The following is a 16492-nucleotide window of genomic DNA, read 5'->3' on the forward strand; positions in this document are numbered from 1 at the left end:
AGTTAGGCGCTTAGCGTGTGTTATATCTGTCTTAGAAGTCGTAACGTGCTGCGAAGTGGAACTCGTTCTCAGCATTGTCGATGTTGTTGATTTGGTAAGCAGCAACGATACGCAATTGCTTAGTTAGGTCGTAACGGCCTTCAATTGTGTAGTAATCAACGTTGTCGTACTTAGCTCCGCCTTGTGGCTCAACTTCAGCTTTGTTCCACATCGCTTGCGCACGGAAGGTTTTAGTGAACTTGTAACCCGCTACTAGCTCGTAACCAGTGTGCTCGTTTTTAGCATCTGAACCGTGAAGTTTAAATGCTTTGTTGTTTTCGCCCATCGAGTAGTTAGCTGCTGCGTAAACGCCATTTGCGTCGTAGTTAACACCCAATAACGCTAGCTTGCTGTCTTTTGCTTCGCCATTGTTAGCAATGTTGTAACCCGCACCTAGACCAAGACCAAAATCAAAAGTGTAAGCTAAAGCAATACCGTAAGCAGAGTTGTCTGCGTCAACCGTTTGGTTGCCATCAGCATCTTCCATTTTTTGGTTGTCGTTAAACTTGTAAGAAGCGTGGATATCGAAACCGCTGAATTCACCCGCGTATTTAAGAACGCTGTCTGAACGGCCAATACCTTCTTCACGGCTAGAGCTGATGCCGATAGCAGAGTTACCGTATGGGTTAACGTAGCTTGAATCAGTCCAGTCAGCGACTAACTCTAGAGCACCGTAGTTACGACCAAAGGTAACTTCACCGAAGTCGCCACCAAAACCAGCGTAAGCTAAACGCGCTTTAGTTGCTGAAGTGTTGTCACCTTCGCCGTTGTTTTCCATTTGTAGCTCGTAACGGCCTAAAGCATAGTTTGACGCGCCAATCATAGATTTAACTTTAGCGCCAAAACGTACGTATTGATCTGCACCAAAGTTATCAGACTTACCAGCGTCGTCACCAGCAGTGTAACCCGCGTAAATACGACCATATAGGTCTACAGCGTGTTTCTCGTCTTCGTATACTTTAGCAGCGTTAGCTGAACCAGAAGCAGCGGCAACTGCGATAGCAATAAGAGTAAGCTTTTTCATTTTAATCCCTAAAAAATGTGAACTGTATCAAGTAAAAGTTGAACAAATCTTAGGACTGGTAAATGACAGAGAGGTGACTGAAATATTAAAGATTAATGACAGCGGAACTTTAAGGAAAGCTCTGCAAGCGACTAATTATTAAGCATTTTATTTAGTTAATGCTCAAGTTAATTAAACGCATGCAGATTAAAATACGGTTGATTCAAACACCTAGAAACGGTAATTCAAGCCCATATTAAGACCCAATTGCGACCAATAACCGCCAACGAAGGTCACTTGGCATCCTGGGCCACATTCTATTTTGGTGCCATCGTTTACAAAGGTGCCGTACAAGCGCCCCTCTAGTTTTAAATCGAGGTTCTCGGTTAGGTGATAAAAATAACCACCACCAATGCTAATAGAAAAACGCTGGGTGTCGCTGCCAGGGCTTGCCGCAAAATGGGTAAGACCGGCACCACCACTAGCAAAGGTTTCAAAATTCTCATACTGCCAACGGCGAGAGGCAGTTAGGTGAGCATACAATACGTCAACGTCGGTGTTAGCGTTGTCGTTCATCTCGGTGTTTTGCCAAGAGACTAAAGCCCCAACGTAATTGTCGTAGGTTTCGCGCTTGCGGTTTTCACCACTAGTGGTGGCAAAATCAAAAGCCGCCATATAAGAAGGCGCAGAACGCACCGAGTAGGTTTCTTCTGTATCAAGATCGGTCATTTCACCACCAAAGGTGTAACCCGCTCCAATACTAAGATCGGCCAGAGCCGGTAGCGAAATACTCCACGCAAGTAAAAAACATCCTTTCTTTAGCATCGGTAACCTCCTGTTAGACACATCAACAGTGTCTAACATTCAGTCACTTAAGCCAAGATCAAATCTGCTTAAACTGGTTACTTATCGCATTATAGTGATAACCAATAGTTTCTAAACGGCGCGCTAAAGATCGCTCTTCAAGGCCAAACGTTAAGGCGAGATCTTCCAAGCTATCGCACTCTAGGCGTAACTTTTCGTTCACAATGCCCAATAATATGTTGGCTTCTAGGTTTAACATGTAGCTAGCATCCATCATTCTCTCCCGAGTATTAAATGGTATTGAGTTAATTTGAGCTTAGCTAAAAAAGCAGCAAGGGTGACAAATTTTGAACCTAGCATTTGCCTAATCTGCTGTACGTTTTTATTTACCCAGCCTTAAAACGCAAAAAGCCTGACCAAGGCCAGGCTTTAACCGCATCTTACTTAGCAATTAGATATCAAATTGCTCACGCATTAATGCTTCATATTCTGTACAGCCGCCCACGTGTGTTTCATCAACAAAAATCTGCGGTACTGTTTCTACAGGTTTGCCTACGGTTTTTTCCAAATCAGCTTTAGAAATACCTTCAGCATGAATATCAACATAACGGAAGCTGTAGTCTTCATGTGCTTCGCTAAGTTGTTCAGCAATCTGTTTTGCACGAACACAATAAGGGCAACCCGGACGACCAAAAATTACTGCAAACATTGTTAAACTCCAGAATAACGTGAATTGGGCTTACTATAACGGCTAAGCATTAAATTAAAAAATTGAATATTTCGTTGTTAGCGATAGGCAACAACTATCAAACTCTATAGACCTGCGTACTGATTAGTTTCTTTCATTGCTCTATCCATCAGACATTGCTAACAAACACTGCTTAAACTGCTCAACAAAGTTGTTGCGCATTTCTGCACTAATCATCGGTTCTACGCAGTTAATGGTAACCGTTAACGCACCGGCCAAACTTTGCGAACCCAACCAGAATATAGCGCCAATAAGATGCTGAGCAGCGGTAAAGTAATATTGCTGCGGAACCAATGCAGTAGCGCTTGCCTGGGCGAATAAAGGGGCGATGTTACCAAGGTTAGACAAGTGTAAGCAATTAAAGCGCCCCGCCACTTGCTTCATATCGTCATCCGCTCGGCGCGGCGCTTGAGCTTGCCACCATTCATCGCTACAAGAGACTAAATGCAGCCCGGTATTTACTTGCTGCTGATATAGGGCATTAACTTGCTGGGCGCGTTGCCAAAAGGCTTGCTCTGCGGAACAATCTACCGCAAAAGAGAACATCGATACGTAACACGCTAGCTCATGCTCATCTACCGGAGGCGCGACTATTGGCCGCACGTTAGCATTTCCGCCTGCGCTAACCAAAGTCGTGTTTGATTTAGCTAAGGCCAAGGCGGTTTCAACGGCCGCGGTGTACAGCAAAATAGTCAAGCTCACATGATTCTCTCGCGCCAACGCTAGAAGCTGAGTAGTTTGTTGCTGGCTAAAGGCCAGCAGCGCCAGTTTATTTTGCTGCAAGCGTTGTGGGCTGGTTTGGCTAAGCCAAGCGCTTGTTTGCTCAGGTGTAATCGGTGCACAAAAAGGACTTTCACCTGTCGATAAATCAATATCAGGAATGGCATGGTGTATACACTGGCGAATAGCAAAGGGGACAAATTGCGGCGCCTGTTGCTCGGCCACTTGCTGATGCCGCTCTAACCACTCGGCTAATAAAGCCGTGGCCGATAAACCATCACAAATACTGTGGTGCATACTTACAATAAGCGCTGACTGCTCTGCACCTATCAGCACCCTCACCCGCCAAAGCAAACCAGACGCACTTAAGGGAGTATTGGTTTGCTGCTGCATATGTTCAGTGAGAAATTGCGGAAACACTGCGTCGTCGCCGTTAAACTCAATCACCTCAACACTCGGCGGTTTTGAGCTCGGCAACCATTGCCATTGTTCATCAACTTGAGAAAGGCATACCGATAGCAATGGGTGGCGCTGCTGCAATAATTGATGAATATGCGCAATGTGAGTCGGGTTGATTTGCCCTCTCACACTTACTGCATTCACCACTAACATAGCGCCGGTGCTAGTGAGTTCGGCAAATAAAGCTTCAGTTACACCTAAAGGGCGAATCATCATCAATGCTCCTTTGTTGATTTACTTAACTACAGCTGCAGCTAAGTGACTAACAAGGCTCATCATTGCATAGATGGGACTTTCACTTTTAGTATCTGGATCACCATGTTTAGCATTAAACCCACACCCATGATGCTAAATATGATCGCCATCGCATCAGGACTTGGCACCAACAAGGTCGTTAAACCGCCCACCGCGATAGCGGTTAAGGTCATTTGAGTGGTACCACTTAACGCAGACACTGCGCCCGCTTGGCTTGGAAACAAACCAAACAAGCCAGCTTGTGAGATAGGATAAATAACCCCGACACTCACGCTTATCATCGCCATACCCACTACCACCCACGCTAAAGAGTGCGCTTGAGTAGCCAAAATAAAGGCCGCGACAAACGGCAAGCAAGACGCAAATCCCAGTATGTGCTGCTCTGGCCAACGGCCGGTGAATCGTCGAGTAAAGGCGCTACCAAGCGCGAGCCCGCCAGCAGGAATAATCATCATTAAACCAAAGTCGTCGGCGCTTAAGCCAAAATCATGCTGCAAGATAAACGGAGCGCTACTAATCATGTACATCAAACCAATGCTAGCGATCCACCCGTAGCTGGAGTAACGAACAAAATTGCTATCGCAGGCTAGCATTAGGTAATCGTTAACCACCCGCTTAACCTGTAACGGCGGGCCGCGCTCGGCTTGGGTTTCGGGCAGCAACTTAGCGGCAATAATCATTAAACTCGCGCCAGCCATGCCGATAATAATGAACAGATAGTGCCAGCCCCAGTAAGCCGTAACAATACCGCCAATCACGGGCCCTAAAACCGGAATCACCGACGCAGCCATACCTAACCAAGCAAAACCATTTTTAAGATGTTTTCCGCGGTAGCTATCGCTAATCAAGCAGCGCGCCAAAATTTGGTTACTGCCAGCCCCCAAACCTTGAATCATGACTCCCGCCAACAACAAGTTAAGGTTATTTAAGCCTAAAAAAGTAAGCAGGTTACCTAGCAAGAAAATACTTTGCCCCAGCCAGAATATACGACGACGCCCATAACTGTCGGCTAGCGGGCCATAAAACAGCTGAGAGATGCCTAAACCTAAAATGAAACACACAATAAGCCGCTGTACTAAATGCTCGTCTACCGCAAAGTGCTGCGCCATTTCTGGTAGCGCAGGGGTAAGTAAGCCGTTGGTTAATTGAGAACAGGCAATAAAGGCAATAGAGAACAACAGGGGAATACGCGAATAAGTCACTAACAAACTCCAATACATCAGCGAGTTTATTGTAATTTATTGCTAAGCGCGGATAATCATTCATTAAAGACATGATTTATTTCCCTGAGGGAAACAATCAACCAGGAGCGCAGTAATGGATTGGCTAAATGTAGTGCAAACCTATGTAGCAGTAGTAGAAAGCAATAGCTTTGTACAAGCAGCTCACCAGCTCAACATAACCACATCGTCTTGTAGCAAGCGCATATCATGGTTAGAGTCTCAGCTACACTGCCAACTACTATTACGCACCACTCGGCGGGTACGCACCACCGAACAAGGCCAACAGTTCTATTTGCAAAGCTGTGATTGGTTAAGTCAGTTCGACAACATGCGTCGGCAACTGGGTCCCTCAACCCAAGGATTAACTGGCAACTTAAGCATTGGCTCTCCTGCTGTGTCGGGTAGCCTATTTGTTACCCCCATTATCGCCACCTTCTTACCCATGCATCCACATTTAACAGTAGAGCTATCAGAAATAGAGCCAGGAGTGATTCCCGATCTATCCTTAGATATTGTTATCAGTCGGCAAATAGACAACTTCGACAGCACCAGTTATCGCATGCTGCATTTATTTGACTACGCAGTGAAGTGCTTCGCCAGCCCACGTTTTTTGTCTATTCATGGTCCAGTAGAAAATGCCAAGCAACTCAAGCAACTTCCGCTGTTATTAGTACAAGGGCAAATACGCTCTGGAGGGGTAAAATTTAACGACGGCACAATATTAAACCAAGCCTCTCGTTTCATCACTCACGACCCGCTGGCAGCTATTCAGGCAGCAGTACACCATATGGGAGTGGTATTGGTCTCCGAAGATTTAGTTCAGCAACAGTTAATAGACGGTAAATTGGTTGAAGTGGTGCCGGGTTTGTTGTCGGAGCAACGCACCGTGTGCGCCTATTACCCAGCGCATCGCTTTGAAAACCCCAATATCAGCGCTTTTCTGCAGCACCTGCGTCAACAAATCCAAAACACACATTAGCAAATTGTCTTCGGGCATAAAAAAACCGCTAGCGTTTAGGCTAGCGGTTTATAGGATGTAACAAGCGTAAATATTAAGTCACGAGTTTAAAAGGCAACTACAGCGTAGTTTACTCGGCCGCTTCAACATCTGATTCAGGTTCTTTTGCTTCAATGTCTTCACTGATAGGCAGGCGTACAAAAAAGCCTTTACCCGTTGCAAAACAACGCATCGTTTGCTGTTGGTCTTGTTCCATTTAGATAAGTCTCCTAGGTTGTTGCAAGTTTAAAAAAGTATTATTTCTGCTTATGTTTTGCTTATTGCCACTTGCGTAAGTAAGGCTAGCTAGTGAATAAAAATTGCACAAGAAATAATCGGTAAAAATCCTATTTAGCCCACTCTTTCTTGATCTAGCTCAGTCTTGCGGGAGGTAATCTATAGGCTTTTATCAGAAATGTGAAGTACTAATTTACCACTTTGGAGATGTCGGCCAAAAACGACAATATTTTTAATCATTAAAATCAATAACTTAATGAAAACAAAAAAACGCCAAAGAATGGCTTATAGCTAATTGATATGTAGGGATCTTGGTTTAATTAGATTTGGCTATATTTGTTTAAATAGCCAGAGAATAACAATAGATGAATCAATCACTTACAAGTTAGTGTTTACTAGCCGTAACACATGTGAATATTTATTCAAATAAACCACTAATGACAAAAAACTTAAATAATGAGTTATCGCTAAGCCCCGTGGAGACTGGACTTAGCGCTTCTTTATTTTCACAAAATCGAAAAACAACCACAGTCCGATAATTGTTGCCGATACAACGACCCCATATTCCAAATAAAGATGGATGTATCCAAGAAAAAAGCTAACGGCAGGAAGAACGATTACCAACAATAAGGCCAACAGCACATAGCCCATTTAAGTCCCCAATAATTTTACCAGTAGAAATTATATCCTGATAATTGCCAAGGACAAAGCTATTCGAAGTAAGAACGCAACTGTAATTGCACATGGCCGTTTTTCCACACAGTGGTATCGATTTGCGTTTTGCAAATGGCACATAGGGTTTTATTCGACAGGGTTAAATGGCCAGACATGCGGTTACCTTTGGCACGAAACATTAAGTTTTGCTGAGCCTGCCAACGTAAGCCACCGCGCCAATTGGCCCGCCACTGCGGCACTTGTTGGTAGCGTAAAAAAGTAGATTGTTGCTCAGAGGAAGTCACTGGCTGGGCAGTATTGGTTTGCGAAGTATTAAACTGTTGCTCTTGTAACCAATTAATATCACTAAATAAATTTTTAGTTGCTTGGGGTTGCTCAAGTTCGTTCTCAACGCTGAAATCAAATTTAAGCGCAGTGTTAGCATAAACCACATTTACCCACATCAACATTGTTACAATTAACGATAATGCAATAGCCATAACGACCTCCAACCTACCTTAGTATATGTAGCTACTTCCTCTTTTATTGTTAAGGGTTTATCAAGCAATCGTTCTGCTTAGGCATAAAGCCTTTACTAAAGAGTAGTAGACGTAGTTGTATCCAGCTATTTCCATGCCACTACTCTGGGATCACTCAGGAACGACGTTACATTTTACTAACCTAATGACACCTAGGCATAACCTATCACACCGATAAACTTTACAAATTGGTTTGACCATTAGAAATAAGCGATACTTTTGTGCGAAGTTACTTGACTGTTAGGCCGTAGTTTTCTTTCATATCACACCAAATGCGTAAAGTTAGTTAACTTGCAGGAACTAACAAATATTTAATATGCAGCGACGTGTTGCCCAAATAGCAACTCAACATAAAAACCAATAGCAGGAACACACTATGCAAATCGGAATACCTAAGGAGATCTTCGACCAGGAGAGCCGGGTAGCCGCCACCCCAAAAACCGTAGAGCAGTTGCTAAAACTCGGCTTCTCTGTGGCAGTGGAAAGCGGCGCAGGAACAGCGGCCAGCTTTAATGACGAAGCTTACACAGAAGCCGGCGCAGATATCGTAACTAAAGAGCAGGCTTTTCAAGCCGACCTCATTTTTAAGGTGAATGCGCCTTTAGATGGCAGCAACGATACCACTGACGAACTTGCCCTTATAAAAGAAGGTGCAACCGTAGCCAGTTTTGCATGGCCTGCACAAAATCCTGAATTGCTAGAAAAGTTTAAAGCCGCCAAGGTTAACTTGCTAGCCATGGACATGGTGCCACGGATCTCTCGTGCTCAATCTTTAGATGCGCGTAGTTCACTTGCCAACGTAGACGGTTACCGCGCGGTTATTGAAGCAGCCAACCACTTTGGTCGCTTTTTTACCGGGCAAATTACTGCAGCAGGTAAAGTACCACCAGCCAAAGTATTAATTATTGGCGCAGGTGTAGCCGGTTTAGCCGCATTGGGCACCGCGGGTAGCCTAGGCGCCATTGTTCGTGCTTTTGATACTCGTCCTGAGGTTAAAGAGCAAATCAACTCAATGGGCGCTGAGTTCCTAGAGTTAGATTACGAAGAAGAAGACACTGGCGACGGTGACGGTTACGCCAAAGAAATGAGCGCAGCCTTTATTGATGCTGAAATGGCCTTGTTCCGCGAACAAGCCAAAGAAGTCGATATCATCATTACCACCGCATTAATTCCTGGTCGCCCAGCACCTAAGCTGATTTTGGCTGACATGGTTGAATTAATGAAACCAGGCAGCGTGATTGTAGATTTGGCAGCCGCTACTGGTGGTAACTGTGAGTTAACCGAGCCCGGTGAAATTGCCGTTAAACATGGCGTAACCATTATTGGTTTAACCGACATCTCGCGTCGTTTGCCAGCGCAAGCTAGCCAACTGTATGGCACCAACTTAGTTAACCTGCTTAAGTTACTTTGCCCAGAGAAAGACGGCGAAATTAACATCAACTTCGAAGACGAAGTATTGCGTGGCGTAACCTCAGTGAAAGAAGGCGAAATCACCTTCCCACCACCCGCCATTCAAGTTAGTGCCCAGCCTAAAGTTGAAGCACCAGCGCCAACACCAGAAGTAGTGGTAGAAGAAAAGCCTGCTAAACCTTGGGTAAAACCATTGATTGCAGCCGCTGGCCTCGCCGCCTTTGCTTGGGTAGCCGATGCTGCTCCAGCAGACTTCTTACAGCACTTCACCGTATTTATGTTGGCCTGTGTTGTTGGTTACTACGTGGTATGGAACGTGAGCCATTCACTGCATACACCATTAATGAGCGTAACTAACGCCATTAGTGGCATCATCATTGTGGGTGCCTTAGTACAAATGAAAGCCGACACCTCCTGGGTAGTATTGTTGCTATCGGGTATTGCCGTGCTTATCGCCACCATCAACATCGCCGGTGGTTTTACTGTGACTCAGCGGATGCTGAAAATGTTCCGCAAAGACAAATAGGAGAAATAGTCACATGTCTCAAGGTATTGTATCTGCAGCTTATTTAGTGGCTGCACTATTGTTTATCTTCAGCCTCGCCGGCTTAAGTAAACAAGAAACCGCTCAACGCGGTAACATATTTGGCATTATCGGTATGGCCATTGCGGTAATCGCAACCCTAGCCAGCACCCAAGTTACCGGCGGTAGCTGGATCATCACCCTTGCCATGGCAATTGGTGCTGCTATTGGTATTCGCTTAGCACTTAAAGTTGAAATGACTGAAATGCCAGAGCTGGTAGCCGTGCTACACAGCTTCGTAGGTATGGCTGCGGTATTGGTTGGTTTTTCAAGCGCCATCGACCACAGCTCGTTAATGGATGCGGTAACCGGTCTTATCGACCCCGTTGCTAAGAACATTCACGACGTAGAAGTATTCCTCGGTATCTTTATTGGTGCTGTAACCTTCACCGGTTCAGTCGTGGCCTTTGGTAAGCTTCGCGGCATTATCAGCAGTGCCCCTAAAGCGCTTCCTGGTGCTCACTGGTTAAACCTAGGCATGATTGTGGTATCAATCTACTTAGGCAGCATGTACATGGACAGCGGCTCTATGTGGCCACTAGTGATTATGACGCTTATCGCCTTTGTATTTGGTTACAACCTCGTATCGGCCATTGGCGGCGCAGATATGCCAGTAGTGGTATCAATGCTTAACTCATACTCTGGTTGGGCAGCGGCAGCAGCTGGCTTCATGTTAGGCAACGATCTATTGATTGTTACCGGTGCATTAGTCGGTAGCTCGGGCGCGATTCTGTCTTACATCATGTGTAAAGCCATGAACCGCTCTTTCATCAGCGTAATTTTAGGTGGTTTTGGCGCCGAAGGTGGCACAGTAGTGGCCAGCGACGTAGACCAAGGCGAGCACACTGAAACGCAAGCTGAAGACGTAGCCGAAATGCTAAAAGACGCTAACGAAGTGATTATTGCTCCAGGTTACGGTATGGCGGTTGCGCAAGCCCAATACCCAGTAGCAGAAATTACTCAAAAGCTACGTGATAAAGGCGTTAAGGTACGTTTTGCTATTCACCCAGTAGCGGGTCGTTTACCTGGCCACATGAACGTATTGTTAGCCGAAGCCAAAGTTCCTTACGATATCGTAATGGAAATGGACGAAATTAACGAAGACTTCGCGTCTACCGACGTAGTGCTAGTCATTGGCGCCAACGACACGGTTAACCCTGCGGCTAAAGAGCCAGGCAGCCCAATTGCCGGTATGCCAGTGCTTGAAGTATGGGATGCGAAGAAGGTGGTGGTGTTTAAACGTTCAATGGCGACGGGTTATGCTGGTGTTCAAAACCCATTATTCTTTAAAGAGAATACTGACATGTTGTTTGGTGATGCTAAAGAAACGGTTCAGAAGATTCTTTCTCATATCTAATCAGGTGATGTGTTGATGATGAAAGCCGCTCATTGAGCGGCTTTTTTATTTAAGCGTTACGGATTCGCTTGTCCAGAATAGAAAGTTCAGCTTGAACTTTAGTGAAAGTTAGCCAAGCTGTTCCCTTTAATTCTGACATGTCATCTTTAGACTCACCATTTTCCATAAAATCTACAAGTGCTCGATGGGCGATAAAGTTTCTTTTTGTTTGTAAATTTTTGAGCTCTTCAATAAGTGCGTCATTATAACTAAATTTTGAAAAAGCTTTTATCAAAGCTCCCAGAGCGGCATTTTCGTATTCTTTTCCTGTAAAATTAAAAGGCAGGTTTTTAGGAAGGTGAATCTTTACTAACTTGCAGCTGTATTCGATATAGAGCTTCAAAGAGTCTTCTATCATTTGATAAATCAACAGCAAATCCGAAACACTCTTCGAGTACAGCTGATATTCTATTTTATTATCCATCATCTCCTCATTAAGCTAACACTTTCAATAATTTATAGTAAGTTTTGTCGATTATCTAAGTAACCTAAAACCCGCTTCCAATACATTCTAAAACAAGCGCTAATGCCACATCATCAATTATGTAACCACGCTTTTAATATTCAGGCACTAAATTGCCTAAGAACAACAATCATATCTTTAGGAGATGTGACGATTTAATTGGTATATGCACTAATAGTTACTTCAGATTTCGCCCTGACGGCGACTTCCTTAAGCTTCAAACAGCCAGAGCTTAACTAAGGAAAAAGAAAGGCTGCCCCAGCATCATCTTCTTCCTGCGTTGCTCACTCACTGCGGCGTCAAAACAACTCGCTACGCTCAAACAGGTTTTGCCTATACCCGCCGCTCGCTTGCGCTACTCAGCGATGATGAAGGGGAATTAAGGTCAAGAGCCGATGCTGACCGCTCTCCGTCCCCATCATTCCCGCTGAGTATCGCAGTAAATTAGCGATAAAGCCGAGGAATGTTTGAGCGAAGCGAGCTTCCGAAGGCGCGCTAATTTATGAGAAACGCAGGGTAAAGGGAATGCGGGGTGGCCTTTCTTTTGTGTACTAAGTTTTAACTAATCAAAACTTAGTACATCCCGCTAAGGCAGGTTCAAAACCAGCCTTAAGGTTTATCTACTGTTACATTACTAGATAAAAGCTCGTACTAAGAAAAACCAGACAAGGGCTAAAATGGCGTAATTAAAAGTAACGCGCACTGGGCCTGAGGCTTTATATTTACCGGTATGCAAAACCTTATAAGCAGGTGGATTTCGAATTCTCGATACCAAATAAATAGCGGTAATTAACATCAGACTACCACCAATAATGGCAACCCCCGTTTGACCTAGAGTATCGACCACCGAAACTAAAAACTTGGCTTTTTTACCTCTTAACTCATCCCCTTCAACCGCTAAACTATCACCCAAGCTATAAAACAACCATGTTAAAAAGCCAAATATAGTTAAAGCCCATAACGACCCATAACTGGCTCTAGGAATACTATAATTATCTTCGCATTCTTCAAAGTTTTCTCCAAGAGATGACTTTAAATGACCATATGCGTCATCAAACGAATCCTGACCACTAAATTGCATAGTCTCATCGTTTTCTTCCTTGCCGCTTTTGTTGGTAACCGTTATTTCATATCTAGCTGAATCAGCTGAAACTCGTGTTATCGTTGTTAATAACAATGTTTCAGTATCTTTAGGCATAGCCTTTGCTGGGGTAATTCCTTCGCTTAAGTTTTTTGCGATATCTTTCCCCTCGCCCTCATTTGACTCCGAGCCCATGTAAATCGCTTCGTGGCCGATTGCATAAAAATCTAAACCGACGGTTGCTTCTCCGTGCCATGACTTCATCAACTAACTTCCTTTTCTATTGATTTCTTAAATAAAAACCTTGTATTAGTTAAGGACTAATGGCATGTCATAAAAGCCATTAATAACAATAACTAAAAACACATAAAAGCAAAGAATAAAGTGCTACTTAATGACTAGGGACAATCAAGTAATAAAAAAATCAATAAAGTATGCAAACTGAGATCTGTCTCCATATCCCGACACCGCTTCACCATTAGTAATCTACTAAGGTGGGGAGAGAAACAACCCCTTATACAAGAAATCACAAAATCGTGAATTTAAGGCTTCGTGCGCAAAGTGGCATAAAAAGTTGTCTTTTCGCATTAACCTAACTAGGTCGAAACAACGGGTAGAGCGATTTGAAAAAGATGAATTTAACCAGTAACAAGCAACAAAAACGCAATGGCTTACTTTCTTGCTGTAGTGCTACAAACAAGCAGATTTGCCTATTTTGTTTAGGTAAAGACACTATCCACCCTCCCTCTCAAACACGGTAATGAGTTCTGCGGCTTTATCTCTACTAAAGCCTTAGCGGCACTTCTTCCTTTGAACCTGCAGTTAGGTCACTACAAACTTGGAATGAACAATGATCCTGGATTTAAAAACTCTTCGTATCAATGTTCAGCTTAATATTTGCCTATCTCTCCTTCCCTCAACTATTTTTATCTAAGCGAATCTGAAACAAGGGAAGAGCTTTGTTAGAACTCGAATTTATTACTCAAATATCCCAAGACTCTGCTGTCGAATTCACTAAGTCTGCCCACTTTAACCAAGCCTTAGATATCTTGAGCCAACTACTCAATAGCCCATATTTAAGCCTTACCCACATTTATAATGACAAAGACAATCACGAGTTACAGTTAAGCAGTTGCGGCTATCACCAGCCCACAGCAACACTGACTCACGCTAAATCTACCTCTGCTGAAGCGCAGCTTCCCAACTATTTACGTGAGTTAAGCCAGAGCAAGCAAGAGTGTGCTGTAAGCGGTAATGAGCTAGACCAACAGTTTGGGTTTTCTTCCTCAATCAAACAAAACTGCAGTATTCAGCTGGTTCCATTTTTTGAGGCCGAGACTCTAATTGGTGTTCTCGGGGTACAAGCAGAAACTTCACCCAACTTACTAAGCACCTTTCCTGCGAGTTATTGGGTGCTGAATAACCTACTGCTTAGCCACCATAGGCATAAAGTGGCGTCTGTTAAGCTCGACACCTATCAGATCGTTCTTGACCTCATGCCACAGCGGGTATTTTGGAAAAATCGCAGCTCTCGATATTTAGGCTGCAACCAAGCCTTTGCCACCGATGCTTCTTTAGGGAAGCCCGAAGATATTATTGGTTTAAATGACTTCGATACCTTTCCTGAGCAAGCCGAGTTATATCGCTCTGACGATGCTCATACAATGGAAACACGTAAACATATGATTAGCTCCGAGGAGCCGCAGACCCACCAAGACGGTACCCAAATTTGGCTGCGAACGTCGAAACGTCCGATCATCACCAAAAATGATGTGGTGGTGGGCTTAGTGGGGACTTACGATGACATAACTCTACTGAAGCAAACTCAACAGCAGTTGCATAGCGCCAAAACGGAACTGGAAGAAAGAGTGACTAAACGTACCGAGCAACTAAGTGAATCGAACTCTAAACTGGAAAAAGTGATTGAGGAACTTAAAACAACCCAAAGCAAACTGGTAGAAACAGAGAAAATGTCGGCATTAGGCAGGTTAGTGGCAGGGGTCGCTCACGAGATCAATACTCCACTGGGTATAGCAGTGACTAGCTCTAGTCACTTAACTGAGTTGTCGAACGATTTAGATCAAGCAGTACTCAGTGGCAACATCAGTAAAAGCAAGTTTCACAATATTTGCGAGAATATCAACGTAAGCAGTGAGTTAATCCTTCGCAACTTACAGCGGGCATCAGATTTGGTGAGCAACTTTAAGATGGTTGCGGTTGATCAGTCTCACGATGAAAAACGCCAGATAGTATTAATGCAATATTTACACGATGTCGTTAATGCGATGACACCAAAAACCAACAAAAAAAATATTAGAGTATTTCTCTCCGGTGATGAAACCTTAAGCTTGCTCACCTATCCAGGTTCCATTGCCCAAATCATCACCAACCTTATCGACAATGCAATGATTCATGCCTTTGCTAACAGTGATAGCGGTGAAATTAAAATTCATTTCATGGTGAAAAGCCAATATTTGGAGCTGTACTTTGAAGATAGTGGCGAAGGCATAGAACCCGAACAAGTGAATAAGATATTTGAACCCTTTTTCACCTCTAAACGCGGCCACGGTGGCTCTGGGTTAGGACTAAGTATTATCTATAACATTATTACTCAGCGCTTTAACGGCAATATTCACTGCGAAAGTGTAAAAGGTAAAGGCGCTCGGTTTGTGGTGAGCTTGCCTTTGGATTAGCCCACAAAAAAAGCCGCTAGGGTTAGCGGCTTACTATAAAAACACAGCGGTAAATTAACCTTTTGCGTCTTTCAATTTCTTAGCTAAATCACGGCGTTCTTTAGACAAATCAGCGTTCTTAATAGTGTATTCGTCAACACGGTCTTCGTAGTCGGCACGCATGTTCTCGATAATTGCTTTAACATCGCTAACACTCATGTTGTCTTGAATGTAGTTTTCCAAATTGTCGAGCAAATCTACACGCTTACGGTTATCGCGAATTTTCTTATCAATATCCACCATTTCGCGCTTTAATTTGTTGCGTCTGCGACTCATAGAAACAAACTCCAATACCTTGGATACACTACCTACAGCTTGCTTTTCCATCATTTCTCCTAAGTGGTGTTAAACCTTAAATGCGCACTTACGATTAACTTACTCGCTTGAATATTTTCGGCAATCTTTATTTATACAAAGCGTGGTTTCACCGAAGCTAGATCAAACGGCGTGGCTATTTCATCCTAGCCTTAAAACAACAAAGCCGCTACTTAGCGGCTTTGTTCTATCTAACTTTCCTTTACCACATCAAATCATCTGGGATTTGATAATCGGCATAAGGATCATCTTCATCAATTACATCTTGGCTTGGGTCGTTAATTAGCACCACCACGCTTTCATCGCGTTGGGCTATTTTCTCGGCCACAATGGTAGGAACTACTTCATACGCTTCACCTAGCGTAACAATCGCTAAACGGCCATTACTGAGTTGCTTGCGCAGCTCGTCGGTCACGTAGATTTTCTTAATCAAACTACCATGATTGAAGTTATAGGCTTCGTCACCACGTTTTCTGTCTAGCATGTTCATTTCGATCAGCTGCTTAATTTGCGCAGCTACCGCCTTTTTGGCTTTTTCGGCATTTTGCTGCTGAGCCAGTTCGGCGTCTCGTTGTTGCTGTTCTGTGCGCGATTGCTCTGCGGCGGCTTTCACTTCTTTGGCTAAAGTACGTGATTTTTTATTGGTTTTGCCTACTTTTTTGGCTTTTTTCTTGTCGACTAAACCTGCTTTAAGCATTTGCTCTTGCAGTGATAACTTGGCCATGAGAAATGAATACCTTCAATCTATTAATGAGTGGTTTGGCTGCAATGCCAGTGGCCTAGATAATACGCCAAGCAGCCACTAATTAGAACCATTAGCCACGCTGGCAGTAA

Annotated in this window: 16 protein-coding genes; 4 read left to right on the plus strand and 12 right to left on the minus strand. The window is 43.9% G+C overall.

Annotated features, from left to right (window positions below; all coding sequences use genetic code 11):
* Positions 1-31: 31 nt before the first annotated feature.
* From FFR00_RS05580 to FFR00_RS05605, 6 genes are all read right to left on the minus strand, one after another.
* Complete coding sequence (locus tag FFR00_RS05580; protein ID WP_137672396.1) at positions 32-1063, minus strand: porin; 1032 nt, start codon at positions 1061-1063, stop codon at positions 32-34.
* Positions 1064-1273: 210 nt separating this feature from the next.
* Positions 1274-1867 carry a hypothetical protein gene (locus FFR00_RS05585; protein ID WP_137672397.1) on the minus strand — a complete coding sequence of 198 codons (594 nt, stop codon included), beginning with the start codon at positions 1865-1867 and terminating at the stop codon, positions 1274-1276.
* 58 nt (positions 1868-1925) lie between these two features.
* Positions 1926-2123: a DUF4250 domain-containing protein gene (locus tag FFR00_RS05590; protein WP_235836167.1), complete on the minus strand. Its 198-nt coding sequence runs from the start codon at positions 2121-2123 to the stop codon at positions 1926-1928.
* Between the two features lie 174 nt (positions 2124-2297).
* Positions 2298-2555, minus strand: coding sequence for a GrxA family glutaredoxin (locus tag FFR00_RS05595; protein WP_137672398.1), 258 nt, complete (start codon positions 2553-2555; stop codon positions 2298-2300).
* Positions 2556-2696: 141 nt separating this feature from the next.
* Positions 2697-3989 carry a condensation domain-containing protein gene (locus FFR00_RS05600; protein ID WP_137672399.1) on the minus strand — a complete coding sequence of 431 codons (1293 nt, stop codon included), beginning with the start codon at positions 3987-3989 and terminating at the stop codon, positions 2697-2699.
* Between the two features lie 59 nt (positions 3990-4048).
* The gene (locus FFR00_RS05605) at positions 4049-5230 is read right to left on the minus strand and encodes an MFS transporter (RefSeq protein ID WP_161985098.1); all 1182 of its coding nucleotides are present in this window, start codon (positions 5228-5230) and stop codon (positions 4049-4051) included.
* A 115-nt stretch (positions 5231-5345) separates the two neighbouring features.
* Here FFR00_RS05605 and FFR00_RS05610 point away from each other — a divergent pair, with 115 nt between their 5' ends.
* Complete coding sequence (locus FFR00_RS05610) at positions 5346-6230, plus strand: LysR family transcriptional regulator (protein ID WP_137672401.1); 885 nt, start codon at positions 5346-5348, stop codon at positions 6228-6230.
* A 109-nt stretch (positions 6231-6339) separates the two neighbouring features.
* Here FFR00_RS05610 and FFR00_RS21960 read toward each other — a convergent pair whose 3' ends face one another.
* Entirely contained in the window at positions 6340-6465 is a 126-nt protein-coding gene (locus FFR00_RS21960; protein ID WP_255437773.1) for a hypothetical protein, read from the minus strand.
* Positions 6466-7195: 730 nt separating this feature from the next.
* Positions 7196-7639: a hypothetical protein gene (locus tag FFR00_RS05615; protein WP_137672402.1), complete on the minus strand. Its 444-nt coding sequence runs from the start codon at positions 7637-7639 to the stop codon at positions 7196-7198.
* Between the two features lie 415 nt (positions 7640-8054).
* Between FFR00_RS05615 and FFR00_RS05620 the strand changes: the two genes are divergently transcribed.
* Positions 8055-9614: a Re/Si-specific NAD(P)(+) transhydrogenase subunit alpha gene (locus tag FFR00_RS05620; protein ID WP_137672403.1), complete on the plus strand. Its 1560-nt coding sequence runs from the start codon at positions 8055-8057 to the stop codon at positions 9612-9614.
* A 13-nt stretch (positions 9615-9627) separates the two neighbouring features.
* On the plus strand, positions 9628-11028 hold the full coding sequence (pntB, locus tag FFR00_RS05625) for a Re/Si-specific NAD(P)(+) transhydrogenase subunit beta (RefSeq protein ID WP_137672404.1): 1401 nt from the start codon (positions 9628-9630) through the stop codon (positions 11026-11028).
* Positions 11029-11077: 49 nt separating this feature from the next.
* Here the strand turns inward: pntB and FFR00_RS05630 are convergent, their stop codons facing one another.
* The gene (locus FFR00_RS05630) at positions 11078-11494 is read right to left on the minus strand and encodes a hypothetical protein (RefSeq protein WP_137672405.1); all 417 of its coding nucleotides are present in this window, start codon (positions 11492-11494) and stop codon (positions 11078-11080) included.
* Positions 11495-12164: 670 nt separating this feature from the next.
* Positions 12165-12875: a hypothetical protein gene (locus FFR00_RS05635; protein ID WP_137672406.1), complete on the minus strand. Its 711-nt coding sequence runs from the start codon at positions 12873-12875 to the stop codon at positions 12165-12167.
* A gap of 695 nt (positions 12876-13570) precedes the next feature.
* Here FFR00_RS05635 and FFR00_RS05640 point away from each other — a divergent pair.
* Positions 13571-15304 carry a PAS domain-containing sensor histidine kinase gene (locus FFR00_RS05640; RefSeq protein ID WP_137672407.1) on the plus strand — a complete coding sequence of 578 codons (1734 nt, stop codon included), beginning with the start codon at positions 13571-13573 and terminating at the stop codon, positions 15302-15304.
* Between the two features lie 54 nt (positions 15305-15358).
* Here the strand turns inward: FFR00_RS05640 and FFR00_RS05645 are convergent, their stop codons facing one another.
* On the minus strand, positions 15359-15673 hold the full coding sequence (locus FFR00_RS05645; protein WP_137672408.1) for a DUF496 family protein: 315 nt from the start codon (positions 15671-15673) through the stop codon (positions 15359-15361).
* A 187-nt stretch (positions 15674-15860) separates the two neighbouring features.
* The gene (locus FFR00_RS05650; protein WP_137672409.1) at positions 15861-16382 is read right to left on the minus strand and encodes a DUF2058 domain-containing protein; all 522 of its coding nucleotides are present in this window, start codon (positions 16380-16382) and stop codon (positions 15861-15863) included.
* Between the last annotated feature and the right edge of the window lie 110 nt (positions 16383-16492).

This window comes from Agarivorans sp. Toyoura001, assembly GCF_005405585.1.
In the GTDB taxonomy this organism is placed as follows: domain Bacteria; phylum Pseudomonadota; class Gammaproteobacteria; order Enterobacterales; family Celerinatantimonadaceae; genus Agarivorans.

Bases quoted from the DNA above. Each gene is read 5' to 3' on its own strand.
- FFR00_RS05580 (WP_137672396.1), bottom strand. From the start codon at position 1,063: ATGAAAAAGCTTACTCTTATTGCTATCGCAGTTGCCGCTGCTTCTGGT.
- FFR00_RS05585 (WP_137672397.1), bottom strand. From the start codon at position 1,867: ATGCTAAAGAAAGGATGTTTTTTACTTGCGTGGAGTATTTCGCTACCG.
- FFR00_RS05590 (WP_235836167.1), bottom strand. From the start codon at position 2,123: ATGATGGATGCTAGCTACATGTTAAACCTAGAAGCCAACATATTATTG.
- FFR00_RS05595 (WP_137672398.1), bottom strand. From the start codon at position 2,555: ATGTTTGCAGTAATTTTTGGTCGTCCGGGTTGCCCTTATTGTGTTCGT.
- FFR00_RS05600 (WP_137672399.1), bottom strand. From the start codon at position 3,989: ATGATGATTCGCCCTTTAGGTGTAACTGAAGCTTTATTTGCCGAACTC.
- FFR00_RS05610 (WP_137672401.1), top strand. From the start codon at position 5,346: ATGGATTGGCTAAATGTAGTGCAAACCTATGTAGCAGTAGTAGAAAGC.
- FFR00_RS21960 (WP_255437773.1), bottom strand. From the start codon at position 6,465: ATGGAACAAGACCAACAGCAAACGATGCGTTGTTTTGCAACGGGTAAA.
- FFR00_RS05615 (WP_137672402.1), bottom strand. From the start codon at position 7,639: ATGGCTATTGCATTATCGTTAATTGTAACAATGTTGATGTGGGTAAAT.
- FFR00_RS05620 (WP_137672403.1), top strand. From the start codon at position 8,055: ATGCAAATCGGAATACCTAAGGAGATCTTCGACCAGGAGAGCCGGGTA.
- pntB (WP_137672404.1), top strand. From the start codon at position 9,628: ATGTCTCAAGGTATTGTATCTGCAGCTTATTTAGTGGCTGCACTATTG.
- FFR00_RS05630 (WP_137672405.1), bottom strand. From the start codon at position 11,494: ATGATGGATAATAAAATAGAATATCAGCTGTACTCGAAGAGTGTTTCG.
- FFR00_RS05635 (WP_137672406.1), bottom strand. From the start codon at position 12,875: ATGAAGTCATGGCACGGAGAAGCAACCGTCGGTTTAGATTTTTATGCA.
- FFR00_RS05645 (WP_137672408.1), bottom strand. From the start codon at position 15,673: ATGATGGAAAAGCAAGCTGTAGGTAGTGTATCCAAGGTATTGGAGTTT.
- FFR00_RS05650 (WP_137672409.1), bottom strand. From the start codon at position 16,382: ATGGCCAAGTTATCACTGCAAGAGCAAATGCTTAAAGCAGGTTTAGTC.